Annotated in this window: 16 protein-coding genes, 1 tRNA gene and 3 pseudogenes; 7 read left to right on the forward strand and 13 right to left on the reverse strand. The window is 72.4% G+C overall.

Annotation, left to right across the window (positions count from 1 at the left end; all coding sequences use genetic code 11):
• The first annotated feature begins 8 nt into the window (after positions 1–8).
• Entirely contained in the window at positions 9–965 is a 957-nt protein-coding gene (gene rlmB, locus AC3EVP_RS23555; protein ID WP_335981319.1) for a 23S rRNA (guanosine(2251)-2'-O)-methyltransferase RlmB, read from the forward strand.
• Positions 966–1,040: 75 nt separating this feature from the next.
• On the opposite strand, the gene AC3EVP_RS23560 is transcribed toward rlmB, so the two are convergent.
• Positions 1,041–1,865: a sulfotransferase family protein gene (locus AC3EVP_RS23560; protein WP_435132717.1), complete on the reverse strand. Its 825-nt coding sequence runs from the start codon at positions 1,863–1,865 to the stop codon at positions 1,041–1,043.
• 216 nt (positions 1,866–2,081) lie between these two features.
• On the opposite strand from AC3EVP_RS23560, the gene AC3EVP_RS23565 reads away from it, so the two are divergent.
• Complete coding sequence (locus AC3EVP_RS23565) at positions 2,082–3,731, forward strand: DoxX family protein (RefSeq protein WP_335981324.1); 1,650 nt, start codon at positions 2,082–2,084, stop codon at positions 3,729–3,731.
• A gap of 161 nt (positions 3,732–3,892) precedes the next feature.
• Here the strand turns inward: AC3EVP_RS23565 and AC3EVP_RS23570 are convergent, their stop codons facing one another.
• The 3 genes from AC3EVP_RS23570 to AC3EVP_RS23580 form a co-directional block, all read right to left on the reverse strand.
• Positions 3,893–4,651 (reverse strand): nucleotidyltransferase family protein, encoded by a 759-nt coding sequence (locus tag AC3EVP_RS23570; protein WP_335981326.1) that lies wholly within the window; start codon positions 4,649–4,651, stop codon positions 3,893–3,895.
• A gap of 256 nt (positions 4,652–4,907) precedes the next feature.
• On the reverse strand, positions 4,908–5,321 hold the full coding sequence (locus tag AC3EVP_RS23575; RefSeq protein WP_335981329.1) for a hypothetical protein: 414 nt from the start codon (positions 5,319–5,321) through the stop codon (positions 4,908–4,910).
• A 222-nt stretch (positions 5,322–5,543) separates the two neighbouring features.
• Positions 5,544–6,662 carry an ABC transporter ATP-binding protein gene (locus tag AC3EVP_RS23580; RefSeq protein WP_335981331.1) on the reverse strand — a complete coding sequence of 373 codons (1,119 nt, stop codon included), beginning with the start codon at positions 6,660–6,662 and terminating at the stop codon, positions 5,544–5,546.
• A gap of 214 nt (positions 6,663–6,876) precedes the next feature.
• Here AC3EVP_RS23580 and AC3EVP_RS23585 point away from each other — a divergent pair.
• Positions 6,877–6,950: transfer RNA gene (locus AC3EVP_RS23585), tRNA-Thr, on the forward strand.
• Between the two features lie 42 nt (positions 6,951–6,992).
• Complete coding sequence (locus AC3EVP_RS23590; RefSeq protein ID WP_435132721.1) at positions 6,993–7,121, forward strand: hypothetical protein; 129 nt, start codon at positions 6,993–6,995, stop codon at positions 7,119–7,121.
• A gap of 23 nt (positions 7,122–7,144) precedes the next feature.
• On the opposite strand, the pseudogene AC3EVP_RS23595 reads toward AC3EVP_RS23590, so the two are convergent.
• From AC3EVP_RS23595 to AC3EVP_RS23635, 9 genes and pseudogenes are all read right to left on the reverse strand, one after another.
• Positions 7,145–7,345, reverse strand: a pseudogene (locus AC3EVP_RS23595) (hypothetical protein); the annotation flags it as partial.
• 206 nt (positions 7,346–7,551) lie between these two features.
• Positions 7,552–7,959, reverse strand: a complete 408-nt coding sequence (locus AC3EVP_RS23600; protein ID WP_435132825.1) for an MFS transporter — start codon at positions 7,957–7,959, stop codon at positions 7,552–7,554.
• Positions 7,960–8,066: 107 nt separating this feature from the next.
• Positions 8,067–8,555: pseudogene (locus AC3EVP_RS23605) on the reverse strand (dTDP-4-dehydrorhamnose 3,5-epimerase family protein); the annotation flags it as partial.
• On the reverse strand, positions 8,542–9,054 hold the full coding sequence (locus tag AC3EVP_RS23610; RefSeq protein ID WP_435132724.1) for an ATP-grasp domain-containing protein: 513 nt from the start codon (positions 9,052–9,054) through the stop codon (positions 8,542–8,544). The pseudogene AC3EVP_RS23605 and the gene AC3EVP_RS23610, both read right to left, overlap by 14 nt.
• Positions 9,055–9,175: 121 nt before the next feature.
• Positions 9,176–9,472, reverse strand: a pseudogene (locus AC3EVP_RS23615) (ATP-grasp domain-containing protein); the annotation flags it as partial.
• Between the two features lie 576 nt (positions 9,473–10,048).
• Complete coding sequence (locus AC3EVP_RS23620) at positions 10,049–10,402, reverse strand: histone-like nucleoid-structuring protein Lsr2 (RefSeq protein ID WP_335981376.1); 354 nt, start codon at positions 10,400–10,402, stop codon at positions 10,049–10,051.
• A 112-nt stretch (positions 10,403–10,514) separates the two neighbouring features.
• Positions 10,515–12,557, reverse strand: a complete 2,043-nt coding sequence (locus tag AC3EVP_RS23625) for an LppU/SCO3897 family protein (protein WP_435132726.1) — start codon at positions 12,555–12,557, stop codon at positions 10,515–10,517.
• Positions 12,509–13,447, reverse strand: a complete 939-nt coding sequence (locus tag AC3EVP_RS23630) for a protein phosphatase 2C domain-containing protein (protein ID WP_435132728.1) — start codon at positions 13,445–13,447, stop codon at positions 12,509–12,511. Before AC3EVP_RS23630 ends, AC3EVP_RS23625 begins: the two co-directional genes overlap by 49 nt.
• A gap of 77 nt (positions 13,448–13,524) precedes the next feature.
• Positions 13,525–14,208: a vWA domain-containing protein gene (locus AC3EVP_RS23635; RefSeq protein WP_335981382.1), complete on the reverse strand. Its 684-nt coding sequence runs from the start codon at positions 14,206–14,208 to the stop codon at positions 13,525–13,527.
• A 411-nt stretch (positions 14,209–14,619) separates the two neighbouring features.
• On the opposite strand from AC3EVP_RS23635, the gene AC3EVP_RS23640 reads away from it, so the two are divergent.
• The 3 genes from AC3EVP_RS23640 (at position 14,620) to AC3EVP_RS23650 (ending at position 20,576) form a co-directional block, all read left to right on the forward strand.
• On the forward strand, positions 14,620–15,480 hold the full coding sequence (locus tag AC3EVP_RS23640; protein WP_435132730.1) for a hypothetical protein: 861 nt from the start codon (positions 14,620–14,622) through the stop codon (positions 15,478–15,480).
• A gap of 629 nt (positions 15,481–16,109) precedes the next feature.
• Entirely contained in the window at positions 16,110–19,163 is a 3,054-nt protein-coding gene (locus tag AC3EVP_RS23645) for an alpha-mannosidase (protein ID WP_435132732.1), read from the forward strand.
• A gap of 264 nt (positions 19,164–19,427) precedes the next feature.
• Positions 19,428–20,576 carry an ROK family transcriptional regulator gene (locus tag AC3EVP_RS23650; protein ID WP_435132820.1) on the forward strand — a complete coding sequence of 383 codons (1,149 nt, stop codon included), beginning with the start codon at positions 19,428–19,430 and terminating at the stop codon, positions 20,574–20,576.
• The last annotated feature ends 97 nt before the right edge of the window (positions 20,577–20,673 follow it).

Below are 20,673 nucleotides of genomic sequence, written 5' to 3' on the forward strand. Positions count from 1 at the left end.
AGTGTCCGATGGCCGGCAACAGCCAGCGCAGGAACCGCCGTACGTCCAACAAGAAGGGCGCCACGGTCGGCAGTGGCGGGCAGCGCCGCAAGGGCCTTGAGGGCAAGGGCCCGACCCCGCCGGCCGAGGCGCGCAAGGGCCACAAGAAGAACCGGGTCGCCAACGCGCAGGCCCGGCGGACGGTGTCGGCCCAGTCCCGCCGCCCCTCGGGCCGCGGCGCCAAGTCGACGTCGGAGATGGTGGTCGGCCGCAACCCGGTGGTCGAGGCGCTGCGCGCCGACATCCCCGCGACGGCCGTCTACGTTCAGCAGTTCATCGACAACGACGACCGGGTGCGCGAGGCGGTGACGCTCGCCACCGACCGCGGGGTGCCGCTGCTGGAGGCGCCGCGGCCGGAGCTGGACCGGATCACCGCGGGCCTGAACCACCAGGGCCTGGTGCTCCAGATCCCGCCCTACGAGTACGCCCACCCCGAGGACCTGGTGGCGGCCGCGGCCGACCGCGGCGAGGACCCGCTGATCGTGGCGCTCGACGGCGTCACCGACCCGCGCAACCTCGGCGCCGTGGTGCGCTCCGTCGCCGCCTTCGGCGGGCACGGCGTGGTGGTGCCCGAGCGGCGCGCGGCGGGGATGACCGCGGGCGCGTGGAAGACGTCGGCGGGCACCGCGGCCCGGGTGCCGGTGGCCCGCGCCACCAACCTGACCCGCACCCTGGAGGCGTACCAGAAGGCCGGGCTGACCGTGGTCGGGCTGGCCGCCGACGGCGACATGGAGTTGCAGGACCTGGAGCTGCTGGACGGCCCGGTGGTCGTGGTGGCCGGGTCCGAGGGCAAGGGGCTGTCCCGGCTGGTCGGCGAGACCTGCGACCTGCTGGTGCGGATTCCCATGCCGGGCGGCGCGGAGTCGCTCAACGCCGGCGTGGCCGCTGGCGTCGTGCTCTACGAGGCGTCCCGCCGCCGCGCCTGACGTACGGCGGCGCCGGGAGCCGACGCCTGCCGTGCTGAGCAGGGGGACGGTCTGCTCAGCACCGGAACTCCCCGCTCAGCAGGGGTAGTCCCACTTTCGGGTGATCGCCCGCAGCGGCTCGGGCACGTCCTCGGGCTTCGGCATCGGGCGCGGCTCCTGGACCCGCCCCGACTTGATCTTGTCGCTCCAGTCGCCCATCGTGACCTGGAACGGGCCGTGGTCCTGCCGTCCGTAACGCACCATCTTGGGCGCCCACTCGACGCCCAGGTACGTACACAGGCGGCGGCACTGCGCCTCGGGGTCGGCGGTCAGGTCCTCGTAGCGCACGGTGATGCCGTCGAGGGCGTCGCGGGCGGCGTCGACCTGCTCGACGTAGCGCCGGATGTGGCGGACCGTCCAGTCGAGGCCCTTGTCCGGGCGGGAGTCCATCTGGGAGGCGACCACCGAGGCGGGGTTGCGCAGCAGGAAGATGAACCGGGCCCTGGGCCACGCCTCGTGCAGCCGCTGCCACAGTTCGGCGTTGCCCGGCGTCTTGTCGACGATGACCTTCTTCTCGCTGCGCACCAGTTCACGGTGGAGCACCCGGTCCCACAGCAGGTGCTCCAGCTCCCGGTGGTCCAGTTCGAGCAGGCCCATCGCCTTCTCCGTGTAGGACTCGCCGTAGGAGAGCTTGAGGGTCCGCAGGTGCATCTCGTGCGGGGCGCGGATGTCGGGGTGGCTGTTGAGCAGCACCCGCAGCAGGGTGGAGCCGGACCGGATCGAGGAGATGACGAACACCGGGTCGGGCACCAGACGGGTGTCCTCGGGCGCGAGGACCGGCGGCGGCGCGGTGATCACCTTCCTGGCGTTGACGCGGACCCGCCGGGCGAGCCGGCGCACTCGGGGGTCGTGCAGGATCATCACACCGCTCCTGGACCGGGACTTGGACTGACCACCGCATCCTGCTGGCCAAATCTTGGTGTCGCCTTGGCGACACCATGGGAAAAGGATGAGATTTCGGTGAAATCCGCGCCGCGCGGGAACGGATCGGGCCGTTCGCCCCTCCGCCTCTCCCGGGCCGCACTCGTCTGACGGGGGACCGTCAGGCAGTGTCCTAAACGACCGTCACTCGGTTAGATGAGTGTGGACACCAGAACACCCCGCACCTCGACGGGGGGAGGGGCGCCCGGGTTTGATGAGCGCGTGCTGACCATGGCACGGGTGCCGAGCGATCCCGCCCAGGTCATCGTCAACCACGCGAGCTTCCGGGTGCAGCTCGGCGCGGCCTCGACCCGCGCCCTCGCCTTCGGGGGCCCGGTACGGACCCCGTCCGTGCGGCGCGGCCGGCCCGTCGTGTGGTCCGGGCACACCTCGCCCGAGTTGACGCAGGCGGTGCGCCGGCAGGCCGATGCCGCCGACGGCCCGGGGAGCGCCGGGGCCGTGACCCAGGTCCTGCCGCGGATCGACGAGACGGCCGTGCTGCCGCCCGCGGTCGCCACGGTGGTCGGCCAGCGCGCCCCGCTGGACGACCCGCTGGTCGCGACCGGCGGCCGCGGCGGAGGCTACCCCGACGGCGCGGACGCCGAGTACGCCGAGTACGCCGAAGACGCTGACGGCCGGTACGGCGACCCGGCGGGCGGCGACGACCGCGCCCGCACCCGCCGCCCGCGCGGACGCCGCGACTCCGTCCGGCACGCGTACTACCCGCACCGGCGGATGAACCTCGGCATCGTGCTGCTGCCGCTGCGCGTCTTCCTCGGCTTCGTGTCCATCTACGCGGGCATGGGCAAGCTGTGCGACCCGGTCTACTTCGACGGCGGCAGCCGCGGCTCCATGGTCAAGTGGCTGTCGTCGCTGCACCCGTGGGCCGCCGCTGAGCCGCTGCGCGACGCCGCCCTCAACCATCCGGTGGGCGCGGGCCTGTCCGTCGCCTTCCTCCAGGTCGTGGTCGGTGTGCTCACCGTCTTCGGCCTGTGGCAGCGGGTCGCCGCCGTGTTCGGCGCCGCCGTCTCGATCGCCCTGCTGGTCACCGTCAGCTGGCGGACCGTCCCGGTCTACGACGCACCCGACTTCATCTACCTGGCCGCCTGGAGCCCGCTGGTGATCGCCGGCGCCCCGGTCTACTCCGTCGACGGCCACCTGGCCGGCGACGCCTGGCGCCGGCTCGGCCCCCGCGTCACCCTGTGGGACCTGCGGCGGCGCGTGCTGCGCCGCGGCACCGTGCTCGCCACCGTCACCATCGGCCTGACGCTGCTGGTCGGCTCGGTGCTGGGCGCGGCCGTCCGCGCCAGCACCACCGAGCACGGCCGCACCGGCACCGGGCCGACCCCCGTGAACAACCTGCCCGGTTCGCCGCTGCCGGAGGTCTCCGGCGGTGACAGCGACGGCAGTTCCGGCGCCCCGGACGACGCGAAGCCGTCGCCTGGCCCGAGCACGAGCGGCGCGAGCACGGCGCCCGGCGCGACGCCGAGCCGTACGCACGCGCCGAGCGGCAGCAGCACGCCGCAGAGCACCCACACCACCATCGGCACCGGTGGCGGTTCCACGGGCACGGCGACCGGCAGCGGTTCGGGGTCCGGGTCCGGCGGCTCTTCCGGGGGCTCCTCCGGTGGGAGCGCCCCCGTCACCCAGGCGCCGCCGCCCGTCGCGACCCAGGCACCCGCGCCGCCCGCGCCGTCGCCGAAGCCGTCGCAGGGCGCGATCGGCGGGCTGCTGGGCAGCGGGCCGCTGCTCGGGCTGTCGGCGGGGCCGGGGCACCAGGAGGGGACGCCGGTGAACACCGCCTGAGCCGGCCGGACCCATGGACAAGGGGCGCCTCCTTCGGAAGGGGGCGCCCCTTGTCCATGTGCGCGGGGTACGGGTGCGCGGGCACGCGGGTACGGGTGCGGCGCCCGGGCGGCGGGCGGGGCAGCGGTGTCGGGCGGCCCGGGCAGCGGGCGGTGCGGGGGTCAGCCGCGGTGCGAACCCAGTTCCTTGGCCGCCTCGTTGAGGTCCTTCGCGGTGTCGATGGCCCGCCAGTAGGCGCCGTGCGGGATCGGGAAGCCGGCGAGCCGCCGTTCCCGGGCCAGCCGGGGGAAGGTGGTCCGCTCGTGGTCACCGAGATCGGGCAGCATCGCGGTGAAGGCGGGGGCGAAGACGTACACGCCGGCGTTGATCAGGTACGGCGACGGGGGCGCCTCGATGAAGTCCAGCACCTGGCCGAACTCGTTGGTCTCCACGGCGCCCCAGGGGATGCGGGGACGGGCCAGGGCGAGCGTGGCGACGGCGGCACGCTCGTGGTGGAACTCGGCCATCTCGTGCAGCGGGAAACGGGTCCAGATGTCGCCGTTGGTGGCGTACCAGGGCTCTTCCGGGCGGGGCAGCGAGGCGGCAGCGTACTTCAGCCCGCCGCCGCGGCCCAGCGGCTCGCGCTCGATGACGGTGGTGACGCTGAGCGGCAGCGGGGTGGCGTCCAGCCACTCCTGGAGGACCTCGGCGAGGTGGCCGCAGGAGATGACGGCGTCCGTGACGCCTTCGGCGGCGAGCCAGGCCAGCTGGTGGCCGATGATCGGCGTGCCCGTGCCGGGGATCTCCACCATCGGCTTGGGGCGGTCGTCGGTGTACGGCCGCAGCCGCGAGCCCTGCCCGCCGGCGAGCAGGACCGCCTGGGTGACCGGGGTGGGGGCGGGCGGGGCGGAGTTACCGGGGTGCTGGTCGGCGCGGGTCATGCAGCGCACCCTATGCGACGGGAGGCGTACGGCCCGGGTGCTGCGGGCCGTACGCCTGTCCGCGTCCGGGTGTTCCGTCGATGGGCGCCGACTGCCGCCGTACCGGCCGCTGTTGTGCCCGCGGCCGTCGTACGGGGCTGTCCGCGGAGGCGTGCGTGCCGTGCTTGGCCGCTGCCTCGCCGCTCGTTGCTGATGGTTGCCGCTGGTTGCTGATGGCCGCTGTCGGTCGCTGTCGGTCGCTGCCGGTCGCTGCCGGTCAGCCGACGGACGCGACGCCGGTCGCGAACGACGTGTCGCAGACCGGCCGGGACCACGCCTGTGCGCGGTGGGCGGCGCCGTCGTACTTCGCGACGGCGGCGCGGCCCAGCGAGCGGGCGATGTCGACGCAGTACCGCGCGAGGCTGGGCTGCTTGGCCATGGCCACCTGGAGGTCGGTCAGGGCGACGCCCGGGTCCTTCTCCTGGAGTTCGGCCAGCAGCTTCTGGCGCAGCGCCTCCTGGGGCGCGAGGGATGCCTGCTTCTTCGACGACGCCGCGGTCAGCACCTGTCCGTCCGACGGCGAGGAGGAGGCCCACGGCACGCGGGCGACGGCGAGCGTCCCCGACAACACGAGGACGACCGGAAGAACGAGCGCGAATGTCTTGCCGAGACGGCGAGCTACCTGGTTCACGCATCGGATCGTAGCGACTGGTAATGATTTGGCGACATTTAGTCACTCTGACGAGGGAGGTGAAACAGGGCAGCCGCAGTCACGGTGTTGACGAACGCACCCGAAAGGCCGGTTTTGCGGATGAACGCCCGGTAGTGGGGCAGGGGCTGCGCGGGCCGCGAAACGCGGCGGGCCGGTACGTCCGCGTGGGACGTACCGGCCCGCCGAAGTGCCGTCTGCGCGTCAGTCGCTGAGGCGCTCGCCGGTGGAGGTCGCGAAGACGTGGGTCTCGCCCGGGCGCGGCACGACGTGCAGCACGGCGCCCTTCTCCGGGATCTCGCGGCCGCCGACGCGGAGCACCAGGTCCTTGTGCTCGCCGCCGACCTCGGCGGAGCCGTACACGTAACCGTCGGCGCCGAGTTCCTCGACGACGTTGACGGTCACGGCCAGGCCCTCCGGGCCCTCCTTGGACAGGCCCGCGGCGCCGCCCGAGGTGACGTCGAAGTGCTCGGGGCGCACACCGACGGTGACCGTCTTGTCACCCTTGTCGGCCGCGGCCTTGACCGCCTCGCGCGCCACGTTCACCACGGTGTTGCCGAACTTCACGCCGCCGTCGGTGATCGGGACCTCGACGAGGTTCATCGCCGGGGAGCCGATGAAGCCCGCGACGAAGAGGTTCGCCGGGCGGTCGTACATGTTGCGGGGGCTGTCGACCTGCTGGAGCAGACCGTCCTTGAGCACCGCCACGCGGTCGCCCATCGTCATGGCCTCGACCTGGTCGTGGGTGACGTAGACGGTGGTGACGCCCAGCCGGCGCTGGAGGCTGGCGATCTGGGTACGGGTCTGCACACGGAGCTTCGCGTCGAGGTTCGACAGCGGCTCGTCCATGAGGAAGACCTGCGGCTCACGCACGATCGCGCGGCCCATCGCGACACGCTGCCGCTGACCACCGGAGAGCGCCTTCGGCTTCCGCGAGAGGTACTCGGTCAGGTCGAGGATCTTCGCGGCCTCCTCGACCCGCTTGCGGATGTCGGCCTTGTTGACGCCGGCGATCTTCAGGGCGAAGCCCATGTTGTCCGCGACGGTCATGTGCGGGTACAGCGCGTAGTTCTGGAACACCATCGCGATGTCCCGGTCCTTGGGCGGCAGGTGCGTGACGTCGCGCTCACCGATGCGGATGGCGCCGGCGTTGACGTCCTCCAGCCCCGCGAGCATGCGGAGCGAGGTCGACTTGCCGCAGCCGGACGGGCCGACGAGCACCAGGAACTCGCCGTCCCCGACCTCGATGTCGAGGCCGTCGACCGCGGGCTTGTCGCCGCCCGGGTAGATCCGGGTCGCCTTGTCGAACGTGACAGTTGCCATGACTGTGACAGTCCCTTCACCGGCAGGAACGTGCCGGACGATCCGAGTAAAGGAACCTCCCGGAGCAGCTCCGGAGGTGTTCCGCGAAATCGAACAGCCCACCTGATCAGCGGGCTCACCGTGACGCTACCTGCCGATTTCCGTCTTGTCACCAGCCGCAGGGACAGGATTTTCCCCGACCCCGGCACCCCCGGCCCGGTACACTGACCCCCGCGCCTCCTTAGCTCAGCTGGCCAGAGCGACGCTCTTGTAAAGCGTAGGTCGTCGGTTCGAACCCGACAGGGGGCTCTTCCGCAGGCCCGGGTCGGACCGTCTCCGACCCGGGCCCGCGTGCTGTCACCGCGGCTCTTCCGCGCCGGCCGGCTCGGCCGGATCGACTTCGAACCGGACCTCCGCGAGCAGCTCGGCCACCTTGCCGGGGCCACCTCCGCGGAGCCGGGAGCGTGCACCGCGAAGTAGCCGACGCGTTGCCAACCGTCACGGCAGACCGGGATCACGTCGTCCGGGGCGACCTTGATCCTGTGCAGGAAGACCGCCGGGTCCTCGGCCAGCCGCGCCGCGCCGCGCACCTCGCGGAGCTTTCCGGCCGGCGGGTGGAACCACCGTACGGACGCGGTGGAGGTGGGCGGACCGGGCAGTTCCGGGTCCAGGCCGGCCAGCAGGCGGAACTGGGCGCCGTACATGGAGAAGCCGTCGTAGCTGCGTTCGGCGAGTTCGGGGGTGAAGGCCCCGGGCACGCGGGCGGCGCACGCTCCAGGGGTCACTCGCTCCGCAACTGCCGGACACTCGGGGCGAGCAGCGGCAGGAAGGCAGCGGCGAGGAAGATCAGGCCGCCGGTGAAGGCGACACGGGTGTCGCCGAACGCGATCGCCAGCGGCCCGATGACGGCCTATCCGAGCAGTACGCCGACGAACGAGACGAGGTCGTCGTAGGAGGAGATGCGGGACAGCATCTCGTTCGGCACGTGCTGTTGCAGCGAGGTCTCCCAGGCGGGCCCGAACACGCCCGAGCCGGCTCCGGCCGCGGCCGCGGTGAGGATGAGCAACCACTCGGGGGAGTGCAGCCCCAGGGCGATGACAGGCAGCGAGCCGAGCAGCAGGAACGCCTGGCCGGTGCCGAGCAGGCGGGTGAACGTCAGCCGGTACATCAGCACGCTGAGTGCCAAAACGCCGACCGCCCGGGCGCTGACCACCGCGCCCCATCCCGAGGCGCCGATGGAGTGCGTGGCGATTTCGGGCCCGAGGACGCCGAAGACGCCCGAGCGGACGCAGTTGGTGACGCACAGGGACAGCACCACGGCAGAGCGGACAGGGCGGGCAGGCGTCCCGCGGCGAGGGCTTGCCGGAGGGTCAGCGCGGACCCGTCGCGCGGACCGACCTTGAGGGCCAGCGGCTTGCTGTACCGGTCCGTGGACGGCCAGTCGATCCCCAGCCCGGGATCGAGCGGGTTGACGCTGTGTTCGCGGTCGGGCATGAAGGGCTGCGAGCAGACGTAGACCAGGGTGGAGCGGTCCGCCAGGCTGACGTACGCGTGGCCCAGGCCCTCGCTGAGGTACACCGCGTGGCGGTCGACGTCGTCCAGCACGGTCCCCTCCCACTGTCCGAAGGTGGGTGAGCCCACGCGCAGGTCCACCACGACGTCCCACACCGCACCGGACACGCAGTGCAGGTACTTCGCCTGCCCGGGCGGCAGGTCGCCGTAGTGGACGCCGAAGACGCTACCCGCCCGGGCCACTGTCACGTTGAGATGGCCGCGTGTGAGCGGCCGGCCGGCCGACCGCGGCGGCGAACTCCGGGGCGCTGTAGGGCTCGACGTGCACGCCGCGCTCACCGCTGAGCACCGGCGCGGCGAAGAGCCAGGCCCCCCTGTGATACCCAACTCACGGACGTCCACCGGTGGCCTCCGTCCCGCTGTCCTGGTCGACGACGACTGCCACCCGTGCCAGCAATGCGTCCGCCCGGGCGTTGACGGCGGCGTCGTCCCTGCCGTGGACGACGAAGTGCCCGACCCGCCCCTTGTTCGACTGCGGGCCGGTCACGGCACTGCCCAGCGGCCGGGTGACCTGGACCAGGTGCACCTCGCCGCCGGGTTCGGGCAGGTTCCGCAGCTCCTTCAGCACGCCCGGGGCCGGCGAGACCACCAACCGGGACACGGCGTGCCCGCTGTGACGCGGTTCGACGTCGACCGGCCGACCGAGCGCCAGGTCGACACTGGCCCGCGGCATGCTGACGCCGAGGGCGAGTTCGACCAGCACACCGATACGGCCGGCTCCGATCCGGGCCGCGGCCTCGATCACCTTGCAGTCGCCGTCGGGTGTGACGATCACCTCTGTGTGCGAGACGCTGTCCGTGATGCCGAGCGCCGCCAGCGTCCGCGTCGCCTCCGCGAGCACGCGGTCTTCGAGTTCCGGGGCGAGGTGCGTGGGCAGGGAGTGGCCGATCTCGACGCGGTGCGCGCCGGGCGTCGTGATCTTCCGGGTGATCGCCAGGGTGTCGGCTGTGCCCGTCCTGGGTCACCGACTCGATGCTGTACTCCTGCCCGGCGACGTACTCCTGGACCAGGACCCGGTCGTCGAGCGCGATGCCGAGCGGCGCCGTCTCCCCGCCCTGCCGCCGTGCCGCGGCATACACCTCGGGCAGCCGGAGCGGATCGGACACGACGCTCACGCCGTTGGACCCGGCGTTCGCTGCGGGCTTCACGACCACGGGCAACGCGAGCTGGTCCGGGACGAGGCCGAGCAGTTCGGCCTCGGACCCGGCCACCAGGGTCGAGGGGGCGTGCACGCCGTGCGCAGCGAATCGGGCGGCCATCACCGCCTTGTTGCGTGGGCCGGCCGCGAGGTCCGGGTCATTGCCCGGCGGTTTCAGCCGTCCGCAGAGCCGCGCGGCCAGAGGCGTGAGGTACTCGTTGCCCGTGCGGATGCCGTCGATGCGGTGCGCGGCCGCGTAGTCGGCGAGTTCGTCCGTGATGTCCCGGGCGGCGAAGTCGACGACGGGGTTCGCGTGGACGGCGCCCCAGACTGGCTCGCCGTCCGGCGGCCGCACCCGCGTGGTGGCGCAGTGCACCTCGTGGCCGAGTGCCGCGGCGGTGGTGACCACGGCCTCGGTGTCCGGTCGCAGCCGGCGTCCCTCGACGGTCTCCAGCACCGGGTGCCGAGTCCGGCTGATCCGGCCGAGCCGCTCCAGGCCCGCGCTGGCGTGCCATTCGTACGACGCCTCGCGCAAGTACCGTTCGCTCCCCGGGGGCAGCTCCGCGAGCAGGGGAGCGGCAGGCCCGGCGCGGACCCGGGGCGGGCGGCCGGAATGCGGAAACCCCGGCTCGGAGGGATTCCGAACCGGGGTTCCGGGTGGGTGGACGCGGCGGCGGTGCCTTGGGCGGGGCAGGGGTCAGTGGGCCTTTTCGTACGCTTCCCGTACCGTCGCCGGGACCCGGCCGCGGTCGTTGATGTCGTAGCCCTGCTCCTTGGCCCAGGCCCGCACGGCGGCGGAGTCGTCGTCCTTGGCCGGGCGGGTCGCCGCGCCCCGGGGACGGCGGCCGCGGCCGGTGCCGGCGTCGCGGACCCGGCGGGCGCCCTCTGCGTGGAGGAAGGGGCTCAGCGCCTCCATCAGCTTGTCGTGGCTGTCCGGCGTGAGATCGATCTCGACCCCCGCGCCGTTGACCAGAATCGTGTACGTGTCGATCTCTGCGGACTCTTCCCCGGTGAGGTCATCGGTGTAGAGAGTCACTACCTTCTGTGCCATGCGAGGGACGATATGGCCTCGCACCTGGCCTTGGGTAGTCGCCCCTCACCGGAAGGACGCCGGGCCCTCTCCGCTGCGGTGCGCGCGACGTCCCGGCGGGGCGGGCCCGGGCTCATCGCCAGCGCCAGCAGACGGTGTAGGCGAAGGTCGGGTAGTCGTTGGAGCGCCACCACACGGAGGCGTCGCCCTGGCAGAAGGCGGGGTCGTCGTAGGTGTTGGTGCGCCCCGAGACGTAGACGTTGGACTTCGCGCAACTGCCGACGTTGGTGAAGGTGTTGCCCGACTTGACCAGGCACTCGTTGCGCGTCGCGTAGCCGGCGTCGTCGGGGTACTGCATGGACAGGCACAGCAGCACGTCGAGGCCGGAGTTGCCGGGGACGGTCATGGTGCGCCACTGGTTGTAGTGCGGCCAGTTCTCGCACTTCGAGTGGGCTGTCGTGCCGTGGTAGACGGCCAGGACCTTGAAGGTGCCGGTCGAGCAGGGCAGCGTCGACCACTCGTCGGCGCCGGGTGCGCCGAACACGCAGTCGCCCTGGGAGGCGTGGAACGAGCTGCCACCGGAACTGAGGTAGCTCAGGCACAGCACGCGGTCGTAGGCGGTGGACGAGACGCTCTCGTCGCTGTCGGTGACGCCGTCGCAGCTCTTCAGGTCGGTGGTGTCGCTGTTGACCTGGACGACTTTGAAGGTCCCTGTTGTGCAGGAGGTCGTGCTCAGGTCGGCGTGGGCGCTGTCACCGGCGTCGTCGAAGCAGTCGCCGACTGCCGCGGTGGCTATGGGGTCGGTGGGCGTGGGGGACGGGGTGTCGGGGTCGGTCGACGGGTCGTCGCTCGGGTCGTCCGACGGGTCGCCGCCCGGATCGCCGATGCTGCCCAGGTCGTCGCCGGTGTCGTACGGGTCGGCCGAGGTGGTGCCGGGGTCGGGGAAGGGCGTGTCGCTCCAGCCGGGGTCGGTGGCGGGGGTGTCGGCCTGCGACTGGGCATGGTGGTGGTGGCCGGTCGCGATGAGGAGGACCAGGATCAGGATTCCCGCGAGGATGCCGGCGGCCTGCTTGATGCCGGCGGCGGTGGCGGCGGCGGTGCGGGGGCGGCCGGGTCCGGAGCCGGGGGAGCCGGGGCCGTGGGGGCCGCGGGTGGCGACGCCCGGTCCGTTGGGCTGCCCGGGGGGCCGCTGGTTCGCGCCCGCCGTCGGGGCGCCCTTCTTCCGGCCGCCGGTGGGCGGCTGGTTGGTCGTGGTGGCGGCGGTCGACGTGAGCTGCTCGGCCCAGGCCGCCGGGGTGGGCCGGGTCGCCGGGGTAGGGGCGAGGGAGGCGCGCGCCAGGTCGCCGAGGGCGGTACCGGCCCGGGCGAGCCGGGCGGGGTCCGTCGTCGCCTGGTCGCGGGCGAACAGGCGGACGGCCAGCAGGGCGAGCTTGTAGGTGTCGCTCGCGGGGGTGGCGCGCTCCTCGCCGTTCGGGATCTGCCAGTCCGGTGTCTCCGCCTGCGGCAGCACACTGGTGCCGTTCAGCCGCATGGCGTCGCTGTCGATGAGGAAGCACTCGGGCCGGGGCGTCAGCGTGAACAGCAGGTTCTTCGGGGAGACGTCCCCGACGGCCACCCCCAGCTTGTGGAGGCGGTCCAGGGTCGCGGCGAGGTCGGCGAGGAGCAGCAGCCGGTCGCGGTCGCCCACGGACAGGCCGATCCCGGCGACGTAGGTGTCGTCGTTGAGGAGGTACTCCACCGTGGCCAGCCGCCGCGGCCCCGTGCTCGCACCGGCCAGCGTCCTCAGCGTGAAGTGGAAGCGGTCGGGGACGGCCCGCATCAGGAACCCGCAGGCCAGGCCCTGGCGTTTGACCACGACCGCCGGCCACGCGGTCTTCTCGCACAGCCAGCGGGCTTCCCCCTCGGGGAGCCGGCCGAGCAGCGCCACGGCCGCGTCGAGCGCCCGGGCGTCCAGGTCGGGCAGCGCCGCGGGGCCGTACTCCTTGTAGACGACCTCCCAACCGCCGTCCGGCGCCGACTTGTTGATGCGCTTGTTGCGCACCTGGTGGACGGTGCCCTGGCCGCCCTGGCCGAGGCGGTCGCCCAGCACCAGGGCGGCGGCGTCGACGGACGCGGGGCCGGCGGCGGTCATCTCGACCCGGCCCCGGGCGGCGGTCCCGGGTTCGTCCGGGGCCATACGGCCAGCAGCGTGCGGTCGTCGTCGAACGTCTCGCGGGAGAAGTCCAGCACGTGGGCGAGCCACAACGGCGGCGGGGGTACGGCCAGGTGGCGGGCGAAGAGCGCGCCGACCGCGCCGTCCCCGTCGCCGAGCGGATCGCCGAAACCGTCGGTGCCCGCGAGCAGCAGCCAGGGGTCGCCCAGCTGGAAGGCTGCCTGTTCGGGCTGGACGGGGACGTGCGGCAGCGGCGCCACCTCGTTCGTGACCAGCGCGTCTGTCGCGCCGCCGGTCTTGGTGCCGAACAGCGCCCGGTAGTGGCCGCCGGCCCGGTCCAGCAGCCAGGCACCGGAGTCGCCGATGCGGAAAACCTCGACGCGCGGGCCGTTGGCGGCGGGGCGGACCGTGCCGGCCACCACGGTGGTCGCGTACAGCCGGGCCACGTCGTCGGGCGTCACGTCGGCGGTGCCCAGCCGCCACCGGGCCAGCTCTTCGAGGCGGGCGGCGGCGTAGGAGGCGACATCGGCCAGGTCGAGGGGGCCGGGGGACTGGCTGAGCAGGTGCAGCATCCGCTCGACGCAGGCCCGGCTCGCCTCGACGGCGCCCTGGTGCGACTCGGTGGCGCTGGAGACACCGTCGGCGACGACGAACACCACGCTGCCGGTCGCCTCGTGCACCGCGGCCCGCGCGGCGTCCTGGCGCGGCTGCCGGTAGTAGCGGTGCTTCGCGCCGCGGATCGAGGCGAACCGGACCGTGAGGTGGTCGGTGGACCAGCCGTCGCACTCGCTGTCGGGGAAGTCGAACGCGTACTGGTCAGGGGGCCGCGCCTCGAACTCCATCCCGGGGATGTCGACGGTGATCCGCTGCCAGGGCTGCGGGCCGCCGCCCGCGGCAGCGGCTGCGGTCGGCACGGTGGTTGCGGGGGCGTGCGGTGGTGCGGGTGGCGGCACGGGGCTCCCGGACGGGTTGCGCCGCGGGTCGGTGGGAGTCACAGGCCGACCTCGTCGATCGCCAGCGTGAACTGGTCGGGCTGGTTGACGACGAGCTGCGGTGCGGCCGAGTTCAGCGCGTGGCCGGTCGCCACCAGGCTCGTCGTCAGGGAGTGGAAGAACTCCGCGACCGCCTTGCCGATGTCGGTGCCGGGCTTGGCCACGAACGCGAACTCCGGCCGGGTCGCGACGTCGACCATGGTCTGCGCCAGTGCGTCGCCGATGCCGCAGGCGATGATGTTCGGCGCAGTCGGGGTCCGTTCCCGGTCCACCAGGGCGGCGTGCGCGGAGTGCCAGTCGGTGCCGTCGGTGGGCTGGCCGTCGCTGAGGAAGAAGATCACCGGGCGGTGCACCTTGTAGCCGTCGCCCCGCAGCCACTGCACGTCGGACGGGATGCGCTGGAGCATGTCGTCGAACACGGCCCGGTAGCTGGTCATCCCGCGGATCGCCACCTGCGGCAGGGAGGTCTCGGTGCGCATGTCGGCCACGGCGAGCCGCACCTGCACGTCGTCGGAGAAGCCGAGCACCGCCAGCCGCAGCTTCGCCGCGACCATCGGCTCCGCGCGCAGCCCCTCGCACAGCGACGTCACCCCGCCTTGCAGGTCGCCCAGATACGGCCCCATCGACGCTGACTCATCGGCCACGACATAGGTCGGCAGCAGCACGCCCTTCGTCTCCGCCATCGCAATCCGCCTCCTCGCACTCGCTCGCTCATGTGGTGTGCGGGCCCCGCCCGTCGCTGCCGCGGCCGGCGCCCCGCACCTCCGATGCTGCTGGCCGGTCCGCCGAGTTCCCAGGTCACGGGACCCGTCATATGTGGCCGATCGGCTTGGCGCGTCGCAGGCGGCACCTCCTGCTGCCGACGGGGCTACCGGGGCGGTCACTTGGCCGTGTCCGCGGCTCGGCCCGGTGAACGGCGGGGCTGTGGCAGACTCGGCCCACCGGCCGGCGACCGACTGTTGGGGGACAGCATGCGAACCGGGACTGCACGGTGGCGGGTAGGGGCGGTCGTTGCCGTCTTGGTCGGAGCGCTTGCGGCCTGCGGGAGCAGCGGCGGAACCAAGTCCGACCCGACGCCGACCCCCGATCCGCCGGTGTCCGTCCACTTGAACGCGATCGACACCTACGCCCGCGGCACGGACGGCCTGCTGGCGATGTCCGTGCACACCAACAGCGCCCACCCGCCGCAGGCGAAGGTCACCCTGCGCTTCGACGTACCGGCCGGAAAGTCGCTGAAGACGCAGTACGAGCCGCAGGACTCCACCGGTTGGGACGGCTGGCCCGCTCTCGAACTGACCCGCTCCCCCGGCCCGACGGCTGGACTCGACACGCTGACCGGCGGCTACACCGTGCCCCTCGACGACAACGGCCTCTGGCGCGTCTACCTCAACCCGCAGTACGGGCCGTCCCGCGCGGACGACGCGGTGGCGGTGCACGTGACCCTCAGCGCCGCCGGCCGCACCCTGGCGACCGACAGTGTGCAGGCCCCACTCGCCGCGGTGACCGTCACCGAGGTCGGCGCACCCGGACACGGCACCACCCTGCACCGCAGTGGAACCTGGTCCGAGGCGACGTACGAGGTCCGCAACAACTCCACCCGGGACATCGCACCCCTGAACGCCGGGCTCGATATCTCCCCGTGCGACCCGGACACCGTCATCAGCTGCGACCCCACCGGCGACCAGGTGGCCGACGGCTTCACCGTCCAGCGGTACGACGGCCACCGCTGGGTCTCGGCCGGGCCGGGCAACGGCTCCGCAGTCCGGGTACTGAGCACCTCCCTCGAGGCAGGCGCCACCATCCGTGTACGGGTCCGACTTCGGGTCGCCTCCGACTCCGACCTCGGCAAGGACGTCGACAGGGTCAACGTCGGCCTCGCCGCCGCCGGGAAGATGCCCGGCGCGAAAACCTCCTCGTTCGACTCCGCCACCCGGACGTTCGACATCGCCCGGTGACGCCCGCGGCCCGCGCCGGGATCAGCAACCGGCGGAGGACGCCGACCGGTTCGCGCTGACTCCGACCGCCCGTCGGCCGCCACCCGCCCTGCGGGCTTGCTCGGGGGTCCCTCCGCAGCAACCCCTTCGGTGACGCGTGCCCGGGCGGGGTGGTGGGGGCCGAAGCGGGGTTCGTAAAACGTATTGACAAACTCCGTTGCCTGTTCGTAGGTTCGTACGGCACCACACCGACGCCTACCGTGCGGGGGACTCGGCCGCCGTTCACCCGGCGCCGCGACGTCTGGTCGCCGACACCGCAGGAACCCGATCGCCTTGCCTGTCCCGCCTAGCGCTAATGGGAGCGTGCAACGACGTTGGCCACCGACATCCGCCGGGCGCCCACCGCCCGTGTCGCCCTGGGGAAGCGTTTCCCGCTGCCGGTTGCGGCGGATTCGTCCCGCCCCCCGTGGGGCACGGATCGAGCGTCCGAAGGGCCGGAAATGTCGCGGCGCCCTCGGTGCAGAGGTACATCGCCGCAGCAGTCTTCGGACACCCCCGTCCTCCGTGAGCGTCCGGAACCGGCCGCCACAGCCGGTCGTTGACCGGCAGCACCCCGCCCTGTCGAGTCCAGCCATCAGGAGACCGTTCTCATGCATGACGACCGCCAACTGGTCGAGGCCCGCCTGGAGCGCGTCCTGCGGGAGCGCATCCGCCCGGCAATCCACCCGGAGACGGTGCCGCTGACCGTGGAGATCTGGTCCACGTCCGGTGAACCCGTACCTGTGGCGGAGGGATTGTCGGCACAGACCCGGCCCATCAGCGCGGGCACACCTTGGGGTGCGCCCTGGGGTACGAGCTGGTTCAAGGTCAGCGGAACGGTGCCCGAGGACTGGGCCGGCCGGACCGTCGAGGCCGTGCTCGACCTCGGCTTCACCCCGCGCAGCCCCGGCTTCCAGTGCGAGGGCCTCGTCTACCGGCCCGACGGCACACCGATCAAGGGGCTCCACCCGCGCAACTCCGCTGTACGCGTGGCCTCGCCGGCCAAGGGCGGCGAGCAGGTCCACTGGCACATCGAGGCCGCGTCCAACCCGGTCATCGACAGCGACGTGCCGTTCATGCCCACGCCGCTCGGCGACCGGGCGACCGCCGGCGACGCCCCCCAGTACGTCCTCGGACCGATGGTGCTGGCGGTCTTCGACGAGACCGTATGGAACCTGGTGCTCGACCTGGAAGTACTCGGCGAGCTGATGGCGGAACTGCCCGTCGAGGGTGCGCGCCGCTGGGAGATCCTGCGCGCGGTCAGTCGCGCACTCGACGCCCTGGACCTGCAGAACGTCAACGCCACCGCTCAGGCCGCGCGGGAGGCGCTGGCGGGTGTGCTCGCCGCGCCCGCGGTCCCGGCCGCGCACCGGATCAGCGCGGTCGGCCATGCCCACATCGACTCGGCGTGGCTGTGGCCGCTCCGAGAGACGGTACGGAAGGTCGCGCGCACCGCCTCCAACATGACGGCCCTGCTGGACGACGACCCCGACTTCGTGTTCACGATGTCGCAGGCCCAGCAGTTCGCATGGATCAAGGAGCACCGGCCCGAGGTGTACTCGCGGGTCAAGCAGGCGGTCGCCGACGGCCGCTTCGTGCCCGCCGGCGGCATGTGGGTGGAGTCCGACACGAACATGCCCGGGTCCGAGGCGATGGCCCGCCAGTTCGTCCACGGCAAGCGCTTCTTCATCGAGGAGTTCGGGGTGGACAACGAGGAGGTCTGGCTCCCCGACACCTTCGGCTTCGCCGCCGGCCTGCCACAGATCATCAAGGCCGCAGGCTCCAAGTGGCTGCTCACCCAGAAGATCTCCTGGAGCCGTACCAACACCTTCCCCCACCACACCTTCACCTGGGAGGGGATCGACGGCTCTCGCGTCTTCACGCACTTCCCGCCGGTCGACAGCTACAACTGCGAGATGGCGGGCAGCCAGATCGCACACGCGGCGCGCAACTTCAAGGAGAAGGGCGCCGCCAGCCACTCCCTCGCGCCGACCGGGTACGGCGACGGAGGCGGCGGCACCACCCGCGAGATGGTCGCCAAGGCCGCCCGGCTGCGCAGCCTCGAAGGGTCGGCGACCGTGGAATGGGAGGCGCCCGCAGCCTTCTTCGCCAAAGCGGAGGCCGAGTACCCCGACCCGCCGGTCTGGGTCGGCGAACTGTACCTGGAACTGCACCGCGCCACCCTGACCAGCCAGGCCCAGACCAAGCGGGGCAACCGGCGCAGCGAGCACCTGCTCTACGAGGCCGAACTGTGGGCCACGACCGCTGCCGTCCGCACCGGTGCCCCTTACCCCTACGAGGCGCTGGACCGGCTCTGGAAGACGGTGCTGCTGCACCAGTTCCACGACATCCTGCCCGGCTCCTCGATCGCGTGGGTGCACAGCGAGGCCCGCCAGACGTACGCGCGAGTCGCGGCCGAACTCGAAGCGATCATCGCCCAGGCGCAGGGCGCACTCGCGGGCGCGCCGAGCGGTACGGGCAACCAGGCCGCGGAGACGGATGCCGCGGATCTGGTGTTCAACTCGGCCCCACACGGGCGCAGCGGCGTCCCCTCCGGCGGGGCGGCGCCGGGCACCTCCTTGGGCGCATCGGTGGCCCCCACCCCTCGCGAGGGCGGCGGCTTCGTCCTGGACAACGGCCTGCTGCGGGTCGAGATCGACGGACGCGGCCTGGTGGTCTCGGCCTACGACATCGCGGCCGACCGCGAGTCCATCGCCCCGGGGCAGGCGGGCAACCTGCTCCAGCTCCACCCCGACCTGCCCAACCAGTGGGACGCATGGGACGTCGACGCCTTCTACCGCAACGTCGGCACCGACCTCACCGACACCACGGACCTCCGTCCCGACGGCACCGGAGTGCGGATCGAGCGCACTTTCGGCAACTCCCGCGTCGTCCAACTGCTCTCGCTGCCCGCGGACGCCAAGCGGATCGACATCGACACCGAGGTCGACTGGCACGAGACGGAACGCTTCCTGAAACTCGCCTTCCCGCTGGACGTACGGGCCGACCGGTACGCTTCCGAGACCCAGTTCGGCCACGTCTACCGGCCCACCCACCAGAACACCAGCTGGGAGTGGGCGAAGTTCGAGGCGTGCAACCACCGCTTCGTCCACCTCGACGAGCCCGGCTGGGGCATCGCCCTGGTCAACGACGCCACCTACGGCCACGACGTCACCCGCGCGGTGCGCACCGGCGCCGACGCGGGCACCACGACCACGGTGCGGGCCTCTCTGCTGCGGGCGCCCCGCTTCCCCGACCCCGAGACCGACCAGGGAGTCCACCGCTTCCGGCACGCCCTGGTGCCAGGCGCCACGATCGGCGACGCCGTCCGCGAAGGCTACCGGGCCAACCTCCCCGAGCGCCGGGTGGCCGGCGCGAACACCGTCACACCCCTGGTGACCGTGGACAACGACGCCGTCGTGGTAAGCGCCGTCAAGCTCGCCGACGACCGCAGCGGCGACCTCGTCGTCCGCCTCTACGAGGCGAACGGCGCCCGTACTCGCACCACGCTCCGGGCAGACGGATTTGCCTCCGACCGGTCCGCCCTCACCGACCTGTTGGAGCGCCCGCTCGCGGACACCGCTCGACCGGATCTCGCCGACGACGGCCTGGCCATCACGCTGCGTCCCTTCCAGATGATGACGCTGCGCATCCCGCGTGCCTGACCACCACATCCCGCATACACCACGACTTAGCGCCAGAAAGACGACACCGGCCGCCGACGAAGGAGGTGAGGACGGGACGGCGGCTGGGCCACTCCGGTCGGCTCCGGAACCCGGTGGCGTAGCATGCCAGCCATCATCGCCGTCGAAGGGACGGCGGCCTGGCGCCGCGTCCGCCGTCCCAGGCTGGGAGAGACACGGTTGACGACCATCGACAGCGCCGGCAACGACAAACCGCCGATTCGGCGCGGCACCAATCTGCCCCGCATGGGCGACTACAACGAGTCCGTCGTCCTCGATGCCATCCGCCGCCACCCCTCCGGCCTGAGCCGGGTCGAACTCGCCCAGGCCACCGGCCTGTCCGCCCAGACCGTCTCGAACATCACCCGTCGCCTGCTCGACCAGGGCGTGGCCCGGGAATCCGGGAAGCAGAGCACGGGTCCCGGCAAACCACGTACCCTCCTCGAGGTCGTCCCCACCGCCCGATACGCAGTGGGTGTCCACCTCGATCCCGCGGTCATCACCTACGTCCTGGTGGATCTGCTCGGTGCGGTGGTCGCTCACCACAGCGAGCGCACACCGCGAGGCGGGGGCTCCGATCAGATCGTGGCCGACATGGCCGACTCCGTGGGCGCCCTGATCGACCGTGCTGGTATCGACGCCGAACGCCTGCTCGGCCTCGGCATTGCCGCTCCCGGTCCGATCGACTCCGCGGCTGGCCAGGTCCTCGATCCCCCCGAACTCCAGGGCTGGGGCAGCTTCCCGCTGCGGGACCGGCTCAGCGAAGCGACTGGCTACCCGGTCCTGCTCGACAAGGACGTCACCGCCGCGGTCGTGGCCGAACGCTGGGCGGGCGCCGCCACCGCGAGTCACAATCTCCTGTTCTTCTACTTCGGCACCGGTTCCGGCATGGGCCTGGTGGTCCAGGACACGGTGCTGCGCGGCGTCTCCGGAAACGCGGGCGAGGTCGGCGGCCTCGGCGCGGGCTGTTCGATTCGTATGCTCGTCGACGAAGCCATCGGCCTCGGGGTGCTCGGCGGGGAGTTCACCGTGCTGGACCCGGCCGACGCCCCCCGCGGGGTCGAGCGGCTGGCCACGCTCGTCGCCGAAGGGGACGAAGCAGCAAAGACCCTGATCGACCGACTGGCCGTCCGGATCGGCCGCGGGGTCTGCGCCGCCGCAACCCTCCTCGACATCGACACCATCGTTTTCGGCGGTACGACCTGGCAGGTGCTCGCCGACCATCTCCTGCCAGTCATCGCGCCGATGGTCGCTAGGTCCCCTTTTGTGAAGGCCACGCATCCGACGGCGGTGGTCACCACCATCCTCGGTGAGAACGTCGCCGCCGTAGGAGCCGCATCCTTGGTGCTGGACCAGGCGCTCTCCGCCCGGCCCACCTCGCTGCTGCTGGGCTGAACCCGTCCACCGGCGTACCGCATCCACCCACGGGCCACTGATCGCCCGCACAAACCGCCAACGCGCGGGGCGTGATCTGAGGCCGACGCCCCGAGGC

This window comes from Actinacidiphila sp. bgisy144, from assembly GCF_057708105.1.